Origin of the sequence: Cyclonatronum sp., assembly GCF_022565315.1 — a bacterium.
Lineage (GTDB): Bacteria > Bacteroidota > Rhodothermia > Balneolales > Cyclonatronaceae > Cyclonatronum.
Window position 1 is genome coordinate 1 of record NZ_JAIUMX010000061.1, and the last position, 20,879, is coordinate 20,879.

7 protein-coding genes are annotated in these 20,879 nt (G+C 49.9%); 5 read left to right on the forward strand and 2 right to left on the reverse strand.

Annotated elements, in window-relative coordinates; all coding sequences use genetic code 11:
• The coding region (gene secG / locus LAT75_RS10145; protein WP_291482550.1) for a preprotein translocase subunit SecG at nucleotides 1–221 on the reverse strand (221 nt) is incomplete at its 3' end.
• A gap of 195 nt (nucleotides 222–416) precedes the next feature.
• Here secG and LAT75_RS10150 point away from each other — a divergent pair.
• Nucleotides 417–776, forward strand: a complete 360-nt coding sequence (locus LAT75_RS10150; protein WP_291482551.1) for an MmcQ/YjbR family DNA-binding protein — start codon at nucleotides 417–419, stop codon at nucleotides 774–776.
• Between the two features lie 48 nt (nucleotides 777–824).
• Here LAT75_RS10150 and LAT75_RS10155 read toward each other — a convergent pair whose 3' ends face one another.
• A complete protein-coding gene (locus LAT75_RS10155; RefSeq protein WP_291482552.1) occupies nucleotides 825–3,227 on the reverse strand; it encodes an endonuclease MutS2 in 2,403 nt (800 codons plus the stop codon).
• 1,160 nt (nucleotides 3,228–4,387) lie between these two features.
• Here LAT75_RS10155 and LAT75_RS10160 point away from each other — a divergent pair.
• The 4 genes from LAT75_RS10160 to LAT75_RS10175 form a co-directional block, all read left to right on the forward strand.
• On the forward strand, nucleotides 4,388–11,512 hold the full coding sequence (locus LAT75_RS10160) for a choice-of-anchor J domain-containing protein (RefSeq protein WP_291482553.1): 7,125 nt from the start codon (nucleotides 4,388–4,390) through the stop codon (nucleotides 11,510–11,512).
• 234 nt (nucleotides 11,513–11,746) lie between these two features.
• Complete coding sequence (locus LAT75_RS10165; protein ID WP_291482554.1) at nucleotides 11,747–14,224, forward strand: T9SS type A sorting domain-containing protein; 2,478 nt, start codon at nucleotides 11,747–11,749, stop codon at nucleotides 14,222–14,224.
• A gap of 162 nt (nucleotides 14,225–14,386) precedes the next feature.
• On the forward strand, nucleotides 14,387–17,362 hold the full coding sequence (locus LAT75_RS10170) for a DUF4397 domain-containing protein (RefSeq protein ID WP_291482555.1): 2,976 nt from the start codon (nucleotides 14,387–14,389) through the stop codon (nucleotides 17,360–17,362).
• 608 nt (nucleotides 17,363–17,970) lie between these two features.
• Nucleotides 17,971–20,879: type I restriction endonuclease subunit R (locus LAT75_RS10175; RefSeq protein ID WP_291482556.1), on the forward strand; the 2,909-nt coding region annotated here is incomplete at its 3' end.

Below are 20,879 nucleotides of genomic sequence, written 5' to 3' on the forward strand. Positions count from 1 at the left end.
GCGAGCAGGCACAGAACCAAAAAGGTACCGCCTAAAATAGAAGTTGACTTCGACAGGAAGTCGGCCGTGCGGCGGGCTCCCACCATATTGCCGGCACCACCGCCAACGTTACCGGCCATTCCGCCGGAAAGTCCGCCACCCTGACCGCTTTGCAGCAGGATAACAATAATCAGTACGACACAGATGATGGCAATCAGAACGATTGTAATAGAATAGAGCATAATCAGTATGGAACAACGGGTGAAGTTGGAGTGTAGCTTGGAAAAATACGTATAAGCGCTTTCTGTATCAACATCTGATTATCCTCTTATTTTCACCGGACTTTATCCTACTGCATCCTACCGCAGGCCGGAAATCTTTAAGTATCTTTCAAACGAAGTCTTCCCCATTAACTGCCAAACCCGAGGTGTTTACCGATGGATATTGCCCGATTCCGGGATTTTTGCCTTGCTTTCCCTCATGCGGAAGAATCGCTGCCTTTCGATGAAAATGCCCTCGTATTTAAGGTGATGGGCAAAATCTTCGCCATAACCGATATTGAAAAATGGGATATGGTTATCGTAAAGTGCGACCCGGCTGAGGCCGTTGAGCTGCGCGAAACCTATGATTTTGTGCAGCCCGGCTACCACATGAGTAAAAAACACTGGAACAGCATCATGATTGTGCCGGAGCTGCCCGACCCCCTGCTCCGAAAATGGGTGCAGGACAGCTACGACCTCGTAGTCGCTTCTCTGCCGGCCAAAACCCGCAGGCTGATGCAGCAGGGTAACGAATGAGGAGGCCTCAATCTGCCCGGGGGCACATCATCCTGTAAAAAGATTTCCTCAGCCTAACTCAACAATCGTGCAGCCCGGGCCGCCCTGCTCCCAGGGGGCAAACTCAAACTTGCTCACTTCCTTCCGTTTGGCCAGCTGCTCATGCACGATTTTTTTGAGGACGCCGTCCCCTTTTCCGTGTATGATTTCAATGCGCCGAAGGCTTGAAGCGCTCACGCGGTCGAGGTAGTGCATCAGCTCTGAGCCTGCCTGCTCGCCGCGGAAACCCCGTATATCGAGCGTAGCCGGCACGGGCACCGGGGTAAAGTCATCATCAGCCGTGCTGAAAACCGGCTCCCTTTTCTGCTCTTTGGGCTTTTGGGTTTTAACCAGGTTCTTGTATTTGGTTTTCAGGCGCAGGCCGTTTACATCAACAACTGCCTGATTGCCGTTCACCTCGATCAGCTCGCCGGTGGCATTGCTGTCGCTCAGGCGCACGGTATCGCCCGGCTTTGGCGGACTCGCATCGACGGCATCCGGCAGCCTGCCCTTCCGTCGGGCGGAGGTCTGCTCAAGGTCGGCCTCTACGGCCTGCCGGTGCTGATTTACCTCCGCACGGATCTGCTTGATTTTTTCCTTGTCGGTTCCGGCCTCATACACCTTTTGTATGGCCTCCTCAATACGGGCGTTGGCAGACTGCATGATTTCGCGGGCATCCGTCAGGGCTTTTTCCCGAAGCTTATCCCGCTCGGCGGTCAGTGTTTTGAGGCGCTGCTCGTAATCGCGCATGAGCTTCTCTGCCTTTACCTGCTCCCGCAGCGTTTTGGAGCGGATGTCGCCCGCCTCCTGCGCTTTTTCTTCCATCTCCGTAATGAGCGATTCCAGCCTGTTTTTAGAATCCCCGACGAGTTCACGCGCCCTTTTCAGCAGATCCGGTGAAAGCCCGAGGCGCTCACTCATCTCAAAAGCATAGCTGCTGCCAGGCACGCCTTTTCGGAAGCGGTAGGTTGGGGTGAGGCGGTTCCGGTCGAACTCCATCGACGCATTCACAAAACCGCGATAGTTGTGCGCAAAAACTTTTAGGTTACCATGATGGGTCGTGGCCAGAATCATGCATCCCCGCTGATGCAGAATTTCCAGAAAAGCCTGAAACAGCGCAACGCCCTCTTCAGGGTCGGTGCCGGTGCCGGCTTCATCCACCAAAACAAGGCTTCCCGCATCAGCGCCCTTCAGGGTTTCGCGCATCCATGCCAGCCGGCTGGAAAAAGTGCTCAGGTCGTTATCAATCGACTGCTCATCCCCCATATCGAGCCACAGCCCGCTGAAAAGCGGCAGCGTTGAGGTGTCATCGGCCGGGATGGCGAAACCGGACTGCGCCATCATCGAAAGCAGGGCAGCGGTTTTGAGGCTCACGGATTTCCCGCCGGCATTTGGACCGGTAATAATAACGCCCTTCTCGTCGGGTTCGAGCTTCATGTTCAGCGGCACGATTTCCTCCCGCTGCTCTTTGGGCAGGCGGCGGTTGCGCAGCATCAGCACGGGGTTGCGCGCATTTTGCAGAGAAAGCTGATGCTTTGCGCCAACCGAAGGGATGCTGCACCCTAACGACAGCGACAGGCGCGCGGTGGCAAGCAGCAGGTCGAAGCGGCCGATCTGCGCGGCATTGCTCAGCAGGTGCTCATGTTTAAGCCCGATGGCGGCTGTGAGCTCCATAAGGATGCGCTCAATTTCAGCACGTTCCTGCTGTTCGAGCTCCCTGATGTCATTATTAATATGCAGCGTTTCGGTTGGCTCGAGATACACCGTTTGCCCGGTGGCAGAAACATCCTGTACAAATCCGCTGATTTTGCGCTTGTGCTCGGCTCGTACCGGCAGCACCATGCGCCCGTTGCGGATGGTAGCCTCAAACTCGGCAAGGTAGCCGTCTTTACTCATCTGCCGGATGATGCGGTCGATGGCCGACCGAAGCTCATTGCGCCGGCTTCCGAGACTCTTGCGGATCTGCCGCAGCGCGGGGGAGGCATTGTCTTTCACGCTGCCATGCTCGGTTATCACCTCGCCGATTTCCCTTTCAACTTCTTTGAGGGGTATAATCTGTTGAGAAAGCTGGCTCAGTAAAGGATGTGTTTCGTTTTTGGCCCGCAGATAATTCTGAAGCAGCCGGCAGGTGATGCAGAACTGTCGTATCTGATGCAGCTGCTCGGGGCTGAGCAGGGCTCTTTTTACACGCGATCTTTTTGCGGATTCCCGAATATCAAACGGATGCTCGAAAGGCACTTCGCTTTCAAACTGAAGCACATCCATGAGTTCACGCAAGAGTGAAAGCTTATGAACCACAATACTTTCTACGGATACAGGCTTCAGGTTTTCGAGCTCCTCCTGCCCCATCACAGAGCGCAGATAAACGGAGGCAGCCTCAAGTACGGCCGTGTAGCCGAGTTTTTCGGAGGCTGATTGCGGAAAAATTTTCATGTGATAATTGGGATGTGAGCTAAGCAGGATCAAAGCCCGCAAATAGAATTTAAGAAAAGAAACGCCGGCAGGAATTATCCTCTCAGAACAAAATTGAACCTCAAAAACACCGGTGATTATAAAATAGTGCGGTTTTCAGCATATCTGACTGAATTTATAAAGCAATGGGTTTTCTGAACATCAGAATTTGAGAAAACAAAACCGGAAGCTATGGTTTTTCTGAATAAAAAGACTTCTTACGCAAATGGAGTGATGGCGTGAAATGCAAACAGGGTATTGTAAAGCAAAATAAAATTACAATTGCAAAAAGAGGGTTCAACAAAAGAGCGCTAATCTCAGAAAATTATTTGCTGAAACGTTAATTTGAAGTGTAGAACGGAAGATATTGGGCACAAATTGAAAGTCATTTTATGAGGTGTTTGCGTAAATGGATAAATAAATTAAGGGTGAAAGAACATATCAGCTTAATAGCGTTAAGCAAACTCAGTAAATGTTCAGCCGGGAATTGGTACAGCAGTAAGTCAGCCGGCTTTGAGGGTATGAAATTGGTTGGCATATAAAAAAGGAACAATCGGGCCCTAACAAACCGGAAGATGTAAAACTAAAACAAGCTGCCAGGGTAATTGCCGGCAAAACTAAATTTCTAACCAATTGAAATTATTGAGCTTGTTTTTTACTGATACGGGGTAATTACGAAGGGATGCAGTGAAAACAAAAATTCTCATTTTGCATTTACAAGTATAAACTTATATTAAGTGTGCCTGTTTTGGCAGCTTAAAGCTGGTTTAAGCTGCCAATAACAGCTCTTAAGTATTTGTTAATGTTAAATACGGACAAGTGCCTAAGGGCAGGGCGTAAGAGCTATACATGGTCAATCTATCCTTTAAAAATCACGAATACCTATGAATAACTTTCACTATACATTTAGAGCCTTGGCTTGTTCAGCAATGGTGATACTCTGTATGATGTGGCTTACACCTGCTGCTGTAGCACAGGTAAACGAGGTGGGCAGCACATCGCAACAGGACGTCATCAGACAAGCCTTTGCCAGTTCTGGTATAAGCATGCAGGTTTTCGAAAGAGAGTTTACCGCGGCTGAACGTTCGCTGGTAGCTGCATCTCTTGAAAGCAAATCTTTATATGACGCAAACGAGTCTTTGATGAATCGTTTTTTCGCATTTGTACAAGAGAATCAGCTTAGGGCTGATAATCCTGCAAGATCTCTTACAGGCGTCCTGTTAGAAGAGAGTTTTACTGATGAAGCTTTTCCTCCCAACGGTTGGTCAACGGCTTTTCTTGAGGGCACTGAGAATGCCTTTCAGTGGACCAGAAATACTTTACAGTCAAATACCCCGCCTGCAAGTGCGCATAGAAGATACAGTGCGGCAGGAAGCGGCTTCCAGGATGATTGGCTTGTAACTCCTGCTATTTCTTTGCCTGCAGGCGAAAATGCAACGATCAGCTATTTTGATCGGGCTCAGTTTATGTCATTTTATGATTACACGGGACTTTGGGTTTCTACTGGTAGTTGTGACCCTGCAGATGGTGAATTTGTTGAAATCGCTGAAACCAACGATATGATCAATCTTTCTTGGAGACAGGTAGATTTCGAACTTACAGAGTATGCAGGTCAAACAATCTGCCTTGCGTTTCGCTATTCAGGTCAAGATGCCCACAGTGTTTGGATTGATGATGTTGTAGTAGCTTTTGGCGATCCTGCTCTTCCTCCTGTGGCAGTTGTTAACCCAGCAAGTTTCGATGTAGAATCAACAGTAGGTGATACTGAATCTCGTATGTTCACCATCTCAAACGAAGGTGAAGAAGATTTGGAGTTTTTACTTGGTGTAACTTATTTCGATGCAGCATCAAGAAGGGACATAACTCCTGTAGAATTTACATACGAAAGCCGTGGTGAGGTCATTCGCTCTTCAACAGCAGCTATCGAAAACCCGTTTGCTTCGGTTATGGCATTCGGCGACAACGATATGATTTCATTCGAAGAGAGCGAGGGTTTTGTACCTGGTTTTATAAACGAGCAGAATGGCTGGACTACGTTCAGTTCTAATTTAACTCAGCCCGCTATAAGCCCTGCCCGTGCAACGGATGGTGTCTGGTCTCTTGAGTTAGCAAAAGAGCCGGACGTAACCGGTAGTATTGGTGCATTTAGCCCATTGTTTTCTTTGGAAACTGGTATTGCATTAATCGAACAGGATATCTTCATTGAAGCTTTGGGTGGTTCTGATTATGATGTAATACTACAGGCTCCATCTCAAGCTCTTCTTGCTGCTCGCGTAAAGTTTTTTTGGCAGGGTGGAATAAGAGTTTTAGATAACCCTGCAGGAAGTACTGTTTTCGTTCAAACAGGGGTGCCTTTTCCTGTTGATGAGTGGTTCACATTGGGTATTAAATTAAACTCTTTCGACGAATCTGTTGAATACTATCTGAATGGCGAGCTTTTTTACACCGGAAATATGTTCGGAGCTTCTACGATTGAACAGATAATTTATCTGCATGATAATTTCAATGAAGGTGAAGCCGGTTACGTAGATAACGTAAGGCTAACTGAATTTGAAGGTCCTATACAATGGCTTTCAGCTGATATTACATCCGGAACAATAACAGGTGGTTCCTCCGAGACCATTATGCTATCTTTTGATACGTCAATTGATGTTGGTTCTTATGCAGCTGATTTAATTGTTTTGAGCAATGATCCGGAAAACAGCGCAATTAATGTACCAATACTTTACACACTCAGTGATGCCCCTGTTGATCCTATTGAGGGTGAAATTGTAATCAATGGTACCTTTGACAATGGTCTCAACAGCTGGACACCCTATGTTGCTGATTTTGCAGGCGTAAACGCTGATTTCAGTGTTGTTGACGGCGAAGCAGCTATCACAAACATGACCGGACCAACAAATGAAGTTTGGTTTGTACAGCTCAATCAGGTTTTCACCCAGGAGCAGATAGCTGAGCTTGAAGTTGGTGAAACATATATTGCCAGCTTCGATGCCCGCTCCAGTGTTGACGGACGTCAGCTTCGTTTCTACTTCGGTGAGGATGGCGGTGGTTTTGTACCTGTTAATATCACCGACTTCAACCTGACCACAAGTATGGAAACATATCAGGTCATTTTTGAAGTAACAAACACTTTCGGTGCAATGAAGCTCGGCTTCGAAATGGGTCTGAGCAATGCAGATGTATTCCTTGACAATGTGTCTCTCATGTTGGCTCCGGAATCTGAAACCGATCCGATTGCCGGTGTGAGCCCTGATTCAATCGAATTCGATCTTGGCATCGGTGAATCAGCTACTTCAGTTCTGGAAGTACTTAACCTGGCCGGAATGGGCGCTGATGACCTCGAATTCAGCATCGCTGTCGAAAATGCAGCTGCCCGTAACTACTCAAGCGGTGTGCGCACACAGTTTGCTACCGTTCAGGGTGCAGACCGTGCCTCCGGCGCTGTAACACCTGCCGGTACTATTGATGCAGTAGTAGCCCATAATGCTGCGCTGATGGCCATCGATGAATTCAGTGAAGGTTTTGCTGATATCGAAACCCTTCCTGCTGACGGCTGGTCGCTGCAAAACCTAAGCACACCGGTGGGTACAACTACCTGGTTCCAGGGAAATCCAGCGGTCTTTCCTGCGTTCAGCGGTGAAGAAACACATTACATTGGTGCCAACTTTAACAGCACAACTGGCAGCAACACTATCAATACATGGCTGCTAACCCCGGAAGTTACCCTGCAGAACGGAACTGAACTTCGTTTCTACACCCGTTCCACCGGTGGCAATTTCCCGGATCGCCTTGAAGTGCGCCTCAGTACAGCCGGCGGCAGTACCAATGCCGGTACAGACCCTGCCAGCACAGGTGATTTCACAACCCTCATGTTAACAGTTAATCCGGATCTTGTAACAGGTCCAAATGGTTATCCTGATGAGTGGACTGAATTTGTGGCTACGGTAGAAGGTTTGGATGCTGCCACAACAGGTCGCTTCGGCTTACGCTACTTTGTTACAAGCGGCGGACCTGCCGGCGACAATTCAGATTACATCGGTATTGATGAAGTTCGTGTTGTACAGCCCGAAAACGGTGAAACGCCGGAACCGCTGGTAGTTGACCCCACAAGCGGCAGTGTTTCTGCCGGTGGTTCTGCCATGGTTAACGTAACGGCAAACACACAGGGCCTCATGGTTGGCTCCTATGGCTACAACCTGCTCATCACCAGCAACGACCCCGCTAACGGCCTTATCACCGTTCCGGTAACCGTTGATGTTAATGATGACAGCTTTGCTCAGGTACAGGTTATTCACAACGCAGCTGATCCTGCACTCGCAGAAGTTGATGTATATGTGAATGGCGGTCTGTTTGCTACGAACTTCCCGTTCCGCGGCGCAACCGAATACCTCACTGTTCCGGCCAATGTTGAGCTTACCCTCGAAATTATGGCACCGGGCGGAAGTGAAGCTCTGCTTTCACTCTCCGTAGTTCCTGAAGCTGATGAAAGCTATGCTGTTATTGCACAGGGTGTGGCTGATCCTGACGGATTTGCACCAAACCCGGACGGTCTCGAAATCGGTGCTGAGCTTGTTGTTCTGACGGATCGTCAGGCTACCGGCGGCGGCGATACCTTCGATTTATATGTGTTCCACGGTGCTACTGATGCTCCTGCTGTTGACGTATTCGTACGTGAACTCGGTACAAACATTCTGACAGGCGTACCTTACGGTACCGGTTCCGGCTACTTTAGTGTAGATCCGGGTGTGTATGTGATTGAAATCAGACCGGCCGGTTCAACAACTCCGGTTGCTGCATTCATCGCAGATGTAACCGGATTCGGCGGCCTTTCCGCAGGTATTCTTGCTTCAGGTTTCCTCAACCCTGATCAGGGTGAGGCCTTTGGCCTGCTCGTAGCTCTGGAAACCGGCGATACCGCATTCATACCCGGTACAACAGGTCCTTCTCTGCTTATTACACCGTCTGCCTTTGCCTTTGGCGAAGTTGCAGAAGGTTTCTTCGCAGAGCAGATGGTGACCTTCACCAATGCAGGTACCTCTAACCTCATAATTTTTGATGCTACCACCGATAATGATGCATTCAGCATTGATTTCGGCGACGTAGAAATCGTTTCTCCGGGCGGAACCAGAACTTTCACGGTTACTTTCTCTCCTGATGTAGCCGGAGAGTACAGTGGTGATCTCCTCGTTGAAACAAATGACCCGGCAGGTGTGAAAACAGCCGCGCTTACGGGTACAGGTGTATTTGGTGCCAGCGTTGTCTTCGATCCGTCTGAGATCGTAGCTGAACTTGCTGCCAATACTTCTGACACCTTTGAGCTTACCATTACCAATGAAGGTAACGGCGCGCTTGAGTTCGCTTTCCCTGATTACATCATGGAGCGTATTCTTGACGGTACCGACACCCGTTTTGATGCTGTTCGCCAGCGTATGATGGTGCAGGTTCGTTCTGCTTTCGAAAACACCGAAGAGCAAATGAATGCAAACCTGCAGCGTTTCATGATGCATGAAGCCGGTATTGAAACAGCAGCGCCGCAAAGATCAGCAGTTCAGCAGTCTGGCATGGCCTCAGGTCTGAACAGTGGCGGATTCCTTATAGAGTTCGACCAGCTTTCGCTTCCGGGCGGAAACTTTATTACCGTTGCAGAGGGTCTGAACGGAGAGCTTACATCAGTTGTACCAGACTTCGTGATCAATTCCGCTCAAGGCGCAACATGGGCATCTGACTTTGCCCTGCTTTTCACAACAGTTGCACTTGCTCCTGGCGTAACGGTTGACCCGGCTACAGTAGCACTGCAAGTTGGCGGATTCAACAATTACGGAGCTTCTCCTCGTATTGACTGGACAGGAGGAACAAGCGGTGCACCCGGTACACCGGTTAACGTACCTGTTGCTATCCCAACACCACTTGATGTTTCAGGCCTGTTCGTTTCTATCGGAAACGGCTGGACTATTTCAGCAGGCGGCGTATGGAGTGGTACTATTGAGCTGGTTGGCGTATCAGCCGGTGCTGACTTTATCACAGAAGTAGTACCTGCTTTCGGTGTAGTAGCTCCTGGTGATTCAGAAACCATTACACTTACGCTTGATGCTGCCGGCCTTATCGGTGGTGTTTACACAGGTGTTCTTGGTGTACTCACCAACGACCCGGCAAACCCTGAAGTAGCTATCCCAGCCACGCTTACTGTATTTGGTGAACCGATTGCAGATGTAGATCCGGCTGAACTTGACTTTGGTTCTGTATTCGTTGGTAACTCTGTTACTGACGGCGTATTGTTAACCAATACAGGTTCAGATGTTCTTCTTGTATCTGGCTTTTCTACCGACAGTGAAGAGTTTGTGGTAAGCTCGCAGGAATTAGAACTTGAAGCGGGTGAGAGTGTTGTCATTAACATCTCTTTCGCGCCTGAATCAGACGGTAATAAGTCTGCAATGCTTACCATTGAAAGCAACGCTTCTAATGGTGATGTTACTGTTGCACTTTCTGGAGTGGGCTCAAATGCTGGTATTTTAAGCTTTGATCCGAGCTCTTTCTCCGTGACTGTTGAGCAAGGTGCAACAAGTACAGCTACGCTTCTGCTCACCAACGAGGGAGAATCTGATCTGGAGTTCAACATTGGTACTTCCAATACCGTAGCTCCGACTTCCGGACGCAGCGTTCTGGTGAGGAACGAGCGCTCCGCTCAGGCTATTGACCAAGTTTCATCATTGTCAAACAGTATGAGAATAAGTGGAAGCAATGCAACTCTGCAATCGGCTGCGCCTGGCTGGCATGCAGTTCGCCAAACCATGCCTTCTGTTCTGAATAGCGAAACCGAAATCATTTGGAATCAGCAGAACAATGGTACTGGCGGTGGTGTGTCTGACTTCTTCCAGCCATTGGGAAGCGGAGCTTACTCTGCTGATGACTTCCTCCTCGAGGAAGGAGCAAATCTCCAGGTCATTACAGCTTATGGATTTGTTGGCCCGGCCGATGGTGTACCCATTACCACGGGTGCAAATGGTGTCGGAATATTCATTTATCCTGACAACAATGGCCTTCCAGCCGGACACCCGCAGGATGGACAAAACAGCCATGTGTTCTCCTTCACAGGTGGCTTTAATTCTGCCGGCCTCACCATCATTGAAGAGGCTGCAGGGGCTATTTTCACCGATATAGTTTTGGATATTGAAGCAGCGACAGGTTCAGCTCTAAACTTGCCAGCCGGTACCTACTGGATAATGGTATTTGTTGACACTAATGGTCAGCTTGGCGGGCCAGCTCGCTGGAACTGGTCTCAGGGTGAGCCAAATCTCAACAGTGGTCAGCTTATTGATCCGGGTGGGTTGTTTGGAGCCAATACCAACTGGCAGTCATGGGCAGGTATTACAAATGGCGACTGGAGCGACCTTGCCTTTATGATTGAAGGAAACTTCGGTTCTTTTGTTGATACCGATCCTGCACAGGGTGTAATTGCACCCGGTGGCTCAGTTGAAGTTGTAGTCACTTTTGATGCAACAGATCTGGAGCCTGGTGACTATTTCGCCAACATCAACATCACAACCAATTCCCCGATTACACCGTCAGCAACCATTCCCGTGGCTATGACTGTTGAAGAGGGAGCAGGTCAGCCCTCTGAACTCGTTACCTTCCAGGTTGATATGAGCGTTCAGAGTTCACTCGGTAACTTCAACCCGGGTGTTGGTGATGAAGTGTTCGTACTTGGCAGCTTCAACGACTGGTCTGTTGTTTCAGGAAACGACATGGAAGACAGCGGCGAAATGGTGTACACCTACACCGTAGAACTCTTCGGTGAAGCCGGTACCCTTTATGAGTACAAGTACTTCATCCTTGCCGGCGACGGCCGTGAACTGCCTAACGGTGGTTGGGAATTTGATTCAGTAGGTGAGGGTGGAAGCACCAACCGCCAGGTATTCCTGACTGGTGATGACCAAACCCTGCCTGTTGTATTCTTCAACAACCAGGACGCTGTAAATGTTGAGCCTGAGTTTGACATGCCGACCGAGTTCGCTCTCAATCAGAACTACCCGAACCCGTTCAACCCCACAACCAATATCGTTTATGCTCTGCCGGAAGCTTCTGAGGTAACCCTCGAAGTGTTCAACCTGCAGGGTCAGCGTGTGGCGGTTCTGGTTCGCGGTCAGCAAACAGCCGGTTTCCATACCGTTAACTTCGATGCATCCCGCCTTGCTTCAGGTATGTACCTGTACCGTCTGCAGGCTGGTAACTTCGTACAAACTCAGAAAATGATGCTTGTGAAATAATTCACAGCTGCATCTGTCCCGGCTTAGCAAATGAGGGGAACTGCAAACCTGCAGTTTCCCCTCCTGCTGCCCGAGCCGGCACTGCGTTTTACCTGAAAGCCCGGTTTCCTTTGCGGAAGCCGGGCTTTCTTTTTGTACCTTTCTCTTTTGTACAAGTAAAACAACAGCTCATAAAGACACGGCCCAATCAGCAGCTGATTCCTGAACTATTACCATCCACAAATAATAAAATCCATGAAATCTGCTTTACGATCTGCTACAGCCCTTTTTCTGTTCACTTTTAGTATGGCTTTCTATACGGGCGCGAATGCACAGTTCACAACGCCCAATCAGAACCTCACCCTCACCTTGTCTGATCTTGTCGAAATTTCCGGCGGTGCTGTTACGGAAGATGAAAACGGGTTTTTGATTAATGCCGAAATTACTATAGCCGAAACCGACCGCCTTCACATTTTGGAGCCGGCCGAAGTACGGGTAGCGCAGGCTGTCCGAATCGTGGTTCAGGGCGGCTTCCGGGCTGAACCTGCTTTCGGCACCGTAACCTTTACTGCTGCCGATACAAGCAGCACAGCCGCGAACTTCCGTGGGTTTCGTTTTGAAGATGCAGATCCGGCTGTATTCCGGAACATTACGGTAAAGTATGGGGGCGGCATTCAGCTGATAGGCACCCCGGCCGTTTTTGAAGACTGCGTGATGCGAAACAACGGCTTCTCAAACGTCACGGCGGCCATCACCTACAGCGGATCAAGTCCGGTTATTAACCGATGCGATTTTATTGATAATGTCCGCTCAGCTATTGGTTCCGGCGCAAATGTTACCGGTGCCCCGCAAATCACCAACAGCCGCTTCCTGCGGAACGTGACCGATAACACCAACCGCCCGCAAATCAACCTCGGTCCGGGCATCGCCGGTGATACCCTCCGAATTGAAAACAATATCATCGAAGGCTTCAACAACAACTCCGGCGGTATCGGCCTGAGCAACCTGCTCGGCGGAGGCGTAACCGTTGCATCGATCCGTAATAACGTGATCACCGGCAACCGCTTTGGCATCACGCAAATCGGAAACAATATCTCAACGGTGATTGAGGGCAACATCATCTCCGATAACAACATCCAAAACAACCCCATGCTGGGTGGCAGCGGGCTCAACTTCCTGGCTATGGAGCCCACCAACACCTCGCGCGTGCGCCGGAACATCATCTCCGGCAACCTTTGGGGCGTAACAACGCAGCTGGGCAGTGCGCAGGCCGTGCAGGGTCCGCAGCCTGATTTTGGCACGGCCGAAGATCCTGGCGGCAACGTCTTTTTCGGTAACGGAAATAATGATGCGCTTTTTGCCTTCTACAACAATACAATGATGGAGCTCACCGCCATCGGAAACTACTGGGGCGACAACAGTGCGGAATTCGCAGAGAGCGTCATCTTTCATCAGCCGGACGATGCCTCGCTGGGTCTTGTGGTTTTTGAGCCCATCCTGGAGCTGCAGCCAGAATTCGGATTCTTCGCCTTTTTTGCCCATGACAACCCCGGCTTAACTGAAGACGTGATCGCCGAAATTGATCCGGAGACCGCTACCATAACCGCGGTGCTGCCGATTGGCACAAGCCTAAGCGCGCTCATCCCGAGCGTTGCCGTGCCGCTCGGCGTTGAAGGTGCACCTGAAGCCGGTCAGAGTTTAAATTTTTCTGAACCGGTCAGCTTCACGCTGAGTACCCCGCATGGCGAAGAGCAAAGCTGGACGGCCGACATCACAACCGCTTCCGCAACCGTTTTCCTGCAGTTTGCCCATTTCTCGGCCGACCCGGCACTGGAAACCGTGGCCCTATTTGTAGATGATGAACTTATTGAAGAAAACTTCAGCTATCAGACTGCCACGGATTATTTTGAGTTTAACGCCGCATCAACTGAAATTACAATTGAGCTTAGGGAGGGTGAATCTATACTTTTTTCAGAATCCCTGCCGCTTGAACAGTTTGGTTTTGATGGCACCATTGTTTTCACGGGTGTAGCTGATCCTGATGCATTTGATCCAAACCCCGACGGCACTGATATTTCGCTTCGGGCGGTCGTTTTTCGGAGAGACATCATCCCTGTGAACGAGTATTGGGCAGAGTACAGAATCCTGCACGCGGTAACCAATGCCCCGGCGGTGAGCCTGGTTGTGCAACCCGGCGAACTGACTCTGGGTTTCGCAGCTTATGCCGAAGAAGCAGAATTTTCAATACCAATTTTTGAGGAATTGGAGGCAGATTTACTCGAGTTGCGCACCGCAGACGGAGAAACCAGCATTGCTGTTTACAATCTGATCACGGAAGAGCTGCCCGCCAACTTCTTTTTTGTAATATCCGGTTTTGCAGATAACCCCGAACTTGGCATACTCGATGCCGAAACCGGAACTTTTACCCCGCTCATGCGGGCAACGAACCTGCCCGGCATAGAGCAACCGCACACTTTCACACTTGAGCAAAACTATCCGAACCCGTTCAACCCGGCTACAAATATCCGCTTCAGTTTGGCTGAAAGCGGCGATGCTGTGCTCACGGTATATAACATTCAGGGGCAGCGGGTAGCGACGCTTGTTAACGGCAGCCTGCCTGCCGGGCAGCACACCGTAAGGTTTGACGCCTCTGCCCTCGCAAGCGGACTCTACCTCACACGGCTCCGGGCGGGAAATGAAACACAGTTAATTAAGATGATGCTTGTAAAATAATCTCTGCATATAGCGTATAAACGCGGTTTTTGATTTATTGAAGAGCTGCAATGCAGGCTCAGAAGGTGCAGTGTGAGCCAACGGCTTCACGGCCTTCTGAGCCTTTTTTGTTACAGCATCAATCAATCAATCAATCAATCAAATCAAACTTAAAACTAAACCATGATGACACATAAAATTGGTACCGTATGCATAGGGCTCATAATGGTGGCTGCGCTTTTCTTACTCAGCACACCTTTGCTGCACGCGCAGCAGCCTGCTGAAACACAGGTTTTTCATCCTGAAACCGGCGAACCCGTTCCGGCCTTCCGGGGAGATGCCTCCCTGCTCCAAAACTGGCTCGAAACATCTGAGCAGCAGGCTCAGCTGCAAAACGAAAACGGCCTTGAGCTGTCTTCATTTATTCCCGGCGGCACAAGCCGTACAGGGTTTATTGCCGGCGACTTCGCCTATTTTGGCGACGGCCCCTCCTTTGTTGCAGTCGATCTCACAAACCCGCAGTCGCCCGTTGCACGGGGTAACTTCGCTTTCCCGGGGCTGATCAGCGAGATTGTGGTGGAAGGCGACCTGGCCTTCGTTGCCGTCAGAAATCCCGGCGGCGGCCTTTTTATACTCGACATCTCCGATAAAGACAATCCGCAGCTCACCGGCTCATTTACCCCTCGTGCCGGATTTACGGTAGAAGCTTTAGGAAACCAAGCCTTTATAGGCCATGGCACACAAGGATTTACCCGTGTTGATGTATCAAACCCTCAAGCACCGGAAGCAATCCAATACATTACAGCCGGTGGCTCAGCCAACGGAATGGCGGTGGATGAAAACTTCCTCTATGTTGCTTTTGGCGCACCGGGTTTCCGGATATACGACATCACTTCAACGGAGGAAACACCCCTGCTTTCCACAACGGATGTCGGCGGGTTCGTAAACAACCTCGCCATTGTGGGCGATGTCCTTTATGTATCGTCGGCTGCCGGCTTTTTGATTTATGATGTAAGCGACCGTACTGCCCCGGTTCAGCTCGGTGCCTATACTGCTGCCGGAGGAGTATTTGGGGCAAGCGTGGTGGATGGCTTCGCCTACCTATCGGGTTCTTTTGGTCTGCGCATCCTCGATGTATCGAACCCGGCTTCCATTTCGGTAGTGAGCGCTTCAACCCCGAATGTGCAGTCATCGCTTGATACCTTTTCTGACGGTAACCTCGCCGTGGTTTCAAGCCGCTTTTTCGGGCTCAACGTGGTGGATGTAAGCACGCCCTCAGCGCCGGTGCTCAACGGGCTGGTTGATAACCTCGGCTTTGCGTACAAAGTAGCGCTTGAAAACGGAATACTGTATGTGATGGATATCGCCGGCAAACTCACCATTTTTGATGCCGCCAATCCGTTAGCCCCCGTTTTCCTTTCCCGGATTTTTACCACGCAGAATTCCGAAAACATCTCGGTTTCCGACGGCCTGGTTTACATTGTGGATTCAGATGGAGGCTCGGGCCGCATCACCCTCATAGATGCCCGCAACCCTGCCGCGCCGCAGATTCTGGAAGTGATCCCCACCTCGTCCCAAAGCTTCGGCGTTGACGTAACCGCCGACCGTGCCTACACGGCTTCCGGTTTTGGCGGGCTGCGCGTGTACACCCGCGATGCCGAAAGCGGCGCGGTTTCGCTCATTTCAACCCTGCCGACCGGCAACAACGCCTATTATGTGCGCCAAAAAGACGACCTTGCGTTGATTGCCAATTTTGGCGCCGGCCTTTTCGTAGCCGATATTTCGGATGAAGAAAACCCCGTTCAGGCTTCTGCCGTAGTAACGGGTCAGCTCGTGCAGTCGCTCGATTTCAGACCCGGTGAGCCTTTTGCCGTGCTGGCCGACGGCAACAACGGCCTGACCGTTGTGAACCTCACGGACCCGACCGCGCCTGTAAACGAAGGCAGTTTCTCTGTTGCCAACAACGGCCGCGATGTGCGCATACAGCAGGATTTTGTGTACGCCGCCGCTGAATTTTTCGGCGTACGGCAGTTTGAGGGCAGCAACCTCACAAGCCTCACCGAAATTGCGTCGTTTTCAACGATAGATCGTGTTACCGGTTTATCGGTGGAAGGCGGCCTGCTTGCCGCTGCCGGTGCCGAAGGCGGCCTGTACCTGTTCTCGATTCCTTTTTCGGATGCGCCCGGCCCTGATCCTGATCCGGCATTTGTGCAGCTGATTCACTCCGCCGCCGATCCCGCCGCCGCGCTCGTCGATATTTTTGTGAATGATGCCCTCGTGGAATCTGCCTTCCCCTTTGGTGCGGCCATCCCGGTATCTCCGGCACCATCAGGCGAACCGCAGCAGCTGCGTATTCAGCTTGCCGGCACCGACACCGTGATTCTCGAAGATACGGTTGAGTTCGAAGCCAACCGCACCTACAGCATGACGGTAACAGGCGTGGCCAACCCCGCTGACTTCGCCCAGAACCCGGGCGGCGCCGATATTTCGGTGAATCTTGCGGTGTCCATTTATCCGCTGCTCGTTGGCCCGGCCGACTTGCACGCCTACCTGCTGCACACCGTAACCGACGCCCCCGCCGTAGATGTGTACGCCAACGGCGCGCTCCTCATCGGCGGCCTCAGCTACGGTGAGCCCTCCCCTTTCACCGGCCTCAACGCTGAAACGGTGGAGCTCTCTCTAACCCTTGCCAGCACCGAAACAGAAGTAGCGCGCTTCACAGCTGACCTCAGTGCCTTTGAGGGAGAGTTTGTGGCCATTCAGGCCCGCGGCTTCCTCAACCCCGCCGAGAATCAGGATGGTCCGGCCTTTGAGCTTGTTGCGGTGCGCCCAAGCGGCGAAGTAGTGGTGTTCGATGCCGTTCCGGTATCCGTATTGCCGGAAACCCAGCTGCCCGCTGAGCTTTCGCTGGCCCAGAACTACCCGAACCCGTTCAACCCCGCAACCAGCATCCGGTTCAGCCTGCCCCAACAGCAGGATGTACGCCTTGAGGTCTTCAACATGCAGGGGCAGCGCGTAGCAGTGCTCGCCTCCGGCCGTTTCGCGGCAGGCACGCACACCGTCCGCTTCGACGCCTCTGCCCTCGCCTCCGGCCTCTACCTCTACCGCCTCAGCACCCCCGACGCATCCCTCATCCGCAAAATGATGCTGCTGAAATAAAAGCCGGTCATAAACCCGACACGGCACATCCCGAATCAACGTGTTTTCGGGGGATGCCTTTGCAGCTTTGAATCCAAAACCCGCACAGTCGCCGGCCTGTGCGGGTTTTGTTTTTTTGTGAAGGAATTATGGCAAATATTTTACCCTCAATACCGACCTCTTGGCATTTCGCCCGTTGTTTATTTTTTGGTGTGAATTCCGTGAGCATCGCAGTTTTTCGTGGCAGTGAACAATCCCAAACCTACGGCCGGGACCCGTGGTTTTTTTTGACCACACTGTGCTGAACACCACACGGAAAAAGCTCAAGAGCCGGCTTTGGCTCAAGATTAAACATTTCGGAACGATGAAACCCGAATGCCTGTCGAAAAATGAGATACTTAAATTATTATGAGCTATTTTGAAAGCCTAAATTGATAGACCATAACCAAATAAAGGAAGTACCGGAAGCGGAGGGAGTAAAACCAACTTGGCTGGGTAACAAATCCGAAAATAGCTGTTACACGGTAAATGGTTAAGCAATGAGCACATACCATCCGTGGCTTGAAATAACCTCTGAGATTCCGAAACGATTGAAGCTAAGGTCAAAAATTTATAGACAGAAAAATTGAATGACGAACGAGCAAACCATAGAACACAACCTGGTCAGGCAGTTAAAAGAGCTTAAATACACGCATCGGCCTGATATTTCTGACCGGCATACGCTCGAACAAAATTTTAAAATCAAATTTGAAGCGCTTAACCGTGTCCGTTTAACGGACAGTGAATTTCTGCGCTTGCGGGAAGAAATCATTGAACCTGATGTGTTTAAAGCATCCAAAAAGCTGCGGGAACAACAGTATTTCCAACGCGAAGACGGTAGGCCTCTGCATTACACTTTGGTGAACAACAAAGACTGGTGCAAAAACGACTTTGAAGTCATCAGTCAGTTGCGGATGAACACCGAAAACAGCAATCAGCGGTACGACATCATTTTGTTGATTAACGGCTTGCCGGTAGTTCAGGTTGAGCTGAAACGCCTGGACATTTCCCCGCGAAAAGCCATGCAGCAAATCGTGGACTACAAAAACGAACCGGGCAATGGCTATGGAAATTCACTGATGTGTTACATGCAGCTGTTCATCGTAAGCAACCGCTCAAACACCATCTATTTTGCCAATAACAAAAAGCAGCATTTCCAATTCAACGCAGATGAGCAGTTCTTGCCCATCTATCATCTGGCGGATGAAAAGAACAAAAAGATCAGGCACCTCGAAGATTTCGCAGACAGATTCCTGAAGAAATGTACCCTTGCTGAGATGATCAGTAAGTATATGGTAATGGTGGAAACGGAACAGAAATTACTGGTGATGCGTCCGTATCAGATATATGCGGTGAAAGCCATTGATGATTGTGTGAAGCAAAATCGTGGTAATGGTTTTATCTGGCATACCACAGGAAGCGGTAAAACACTAACCTCTTTTAAAGCCTCTACCCTGCTGAAAAGCAATCCGGAGATTGAAAAATGCCTGTTTGTAGTGGACAGGAAGGACCTCGACCGCCAAACCCGCGAAGAGTTTAATAAATTTCAGGAAGGCAGTGTTGAGGAAAACACAAATACCGAAGCCCTGGTAAGGCGTTTACTTTCTGCCGACTATGCCGACAAGGTAATTGTAACTACTATTCAAAAATTGGGTCTGGCTTTAGATGGCACGAACAAGAAAAAATATAAAGAGCGCCTGGAGCCGCTACGCGATAAACGCATGGTTTTTATCTTTGATGAGTGCCACCGTTCTCAGTTTGGTGAAAACCATAAAGCAATAAAAGAGTTCTTCCCCAACGCACAGCTTTTTGGATTTACCGGTACGCCCATTTTTGACGAAAACTCCACACAAAAAATCCGTGAAGACCAGTACGAAACCTACAAAACCACGGAAAGTATTTTTGAAAAGCAGCTGCATGCCTACACCATCACCCATGCCATAGAAGACCGCAACGTTCTTAAATTTCATATCGACTACTACAAGGGCGAAGGCTCGGTACAGGCAAAGCCCGGGGAAGCGATAGCACAGCAAGCCGTGGCAGAAGCAATTACCGGAAAGCATGATAAAGCTACCAACCAGCGAAAATTCAATGCGCTGCTCGCTACGGCTTCTATCAATAATGCCATTGGGTATTACCGTTTGTTCAAAGAACTGCAAAAGCAAAAAAAGGCGGAAAATCCTGATTATGTGCCTTTAAATATTGCCTGCGTGTTTTCGCCCCCTGCTGAGGGCAATAAAGACGTTCAGCAGATTCAGGAAGACCTGCCTCAGGAAAAGGAAGACAACAAGCAGAATCCTGAAGAAAAGAAGGCAGCGTTGATGGAGATTATTGCAGACTTCAATACCCGATACGGCACCAATCACGATATCAATAATTTTGACCTGTACTATCAGGATGTGCAAAGCCGTATCAAAAATCAGAAGTACAGCAACAAAGACTATCCGCGCAAAAACAAGATTGACATCACCATTGTGGTGGATATGCTGCTTACTGGTTTTGACAGCAAGTACCTGAACACCCTTTATGTAGACAAAAACCTGAAATACCACGGTCTTATTCAGGCTTTTTCGCGCACCAACCGTGTGCTGAACGATACCAAGCCTTACGGCAATATTCTGGATTTCCGTTCACAGCAGGATGCGGTGAACCAGGCTATAACCCTCTTTTCCGGCGAAGATGGCGGCAAGGCCAAAGAAATCTGGATGGTTGATCCTGCACCTGTGGTGATTGATAAATACCAGGAAGCGGTAGAAAAACTGGGCTACTTTATGCAGGAGCACAATCTGGTGAGTGAACCTGAAGAAGTGTACAACCTCAAGGGAGATGCAGCGCGCATTGCTTTCGTGAAAAACTTCAAAGAAGTGCAGCGCCTGAAAACACAGCTGGATCAGTACACCGATTTGAATGATGAACAGAAGGAAGAAATTGTGAAAATCTTGCCCAATGATACTTTTTTAGGGTTCCGAAGCTCTTATTTGGAAACCTCAAAGGCATTTAGGAAACGCTTAGAAAAAGAAGGCGAAAATGCACCGGACGATATTCAGCAGCTGGATTTTGAATTTGTGCTTTTTGCCTCTGCGGTGATTGATTACGACTACATTATGGGCCTGATTGCCGACAGTACCCAACAAAAGCCGAGTAAGCAGAAAATGACCAAGGCGCAGGTGATCAGCTTGCTGAAATCCAACGCCAACCTGATGGACGAAGAAGAAGACCTCACCGATTTTATTGACCAACTCGATTGGAGTAAGGGTTATACAGCCGACGAACTGAAGCAAAATTTTGAAATCTACAAAGCAGAGAAATATGATAAAGAACTGGCCGGCATTGCCCATAAACACGGCTTACGAACAGCAGAACTGAAAACCTTTGTAGAGAAAATCATGAACCGGATGATTTTTGACGGAGAAAAGCTTACCGATTTACTCGAGCCCCTGGAGTTGAGCTGGAAAGCACGCAGAAACAAAGAACTTGCCCTGATGGAAGACTTGGTGCC

Coding starts and splice junctions, on each gene's coding strand:
- LAT75_RS10150 (WP_291482551.1), top strand. CDS start 417: ATGGATATTGCCCGATTCCGGGATTTTTGCCTTGCTTTCCCTCATGCG.
- LAT75_RS10155 (WP_291482552.1), bottom strand. CDS start 3,227: ATGAAAATTTTTCCGCAATCAGCCTCCGAAAAACTCGGCTACACGGCC.
- LAT75_RS10160 (WP_291482553.1), top strand. CDS start 4,388: ATGAATCGTTTTTTCGCATTTGTACAAGAGAATCAGCTTAGGGCTGAT.
- LAT75_RS10165 (WP_291482554.1), top strand. CDS start 11,747: ATGAAATCTGCTTTACGATCTGCTACAGCCCTTTTTCTGTTCACTTTT.
- LAT75_RS10170 (WP_291482555.1), top strand. CDS start 14,387: ATGATGACACATAAAATTGGTACCGTATGCATAGGGCTCATAATGGTG.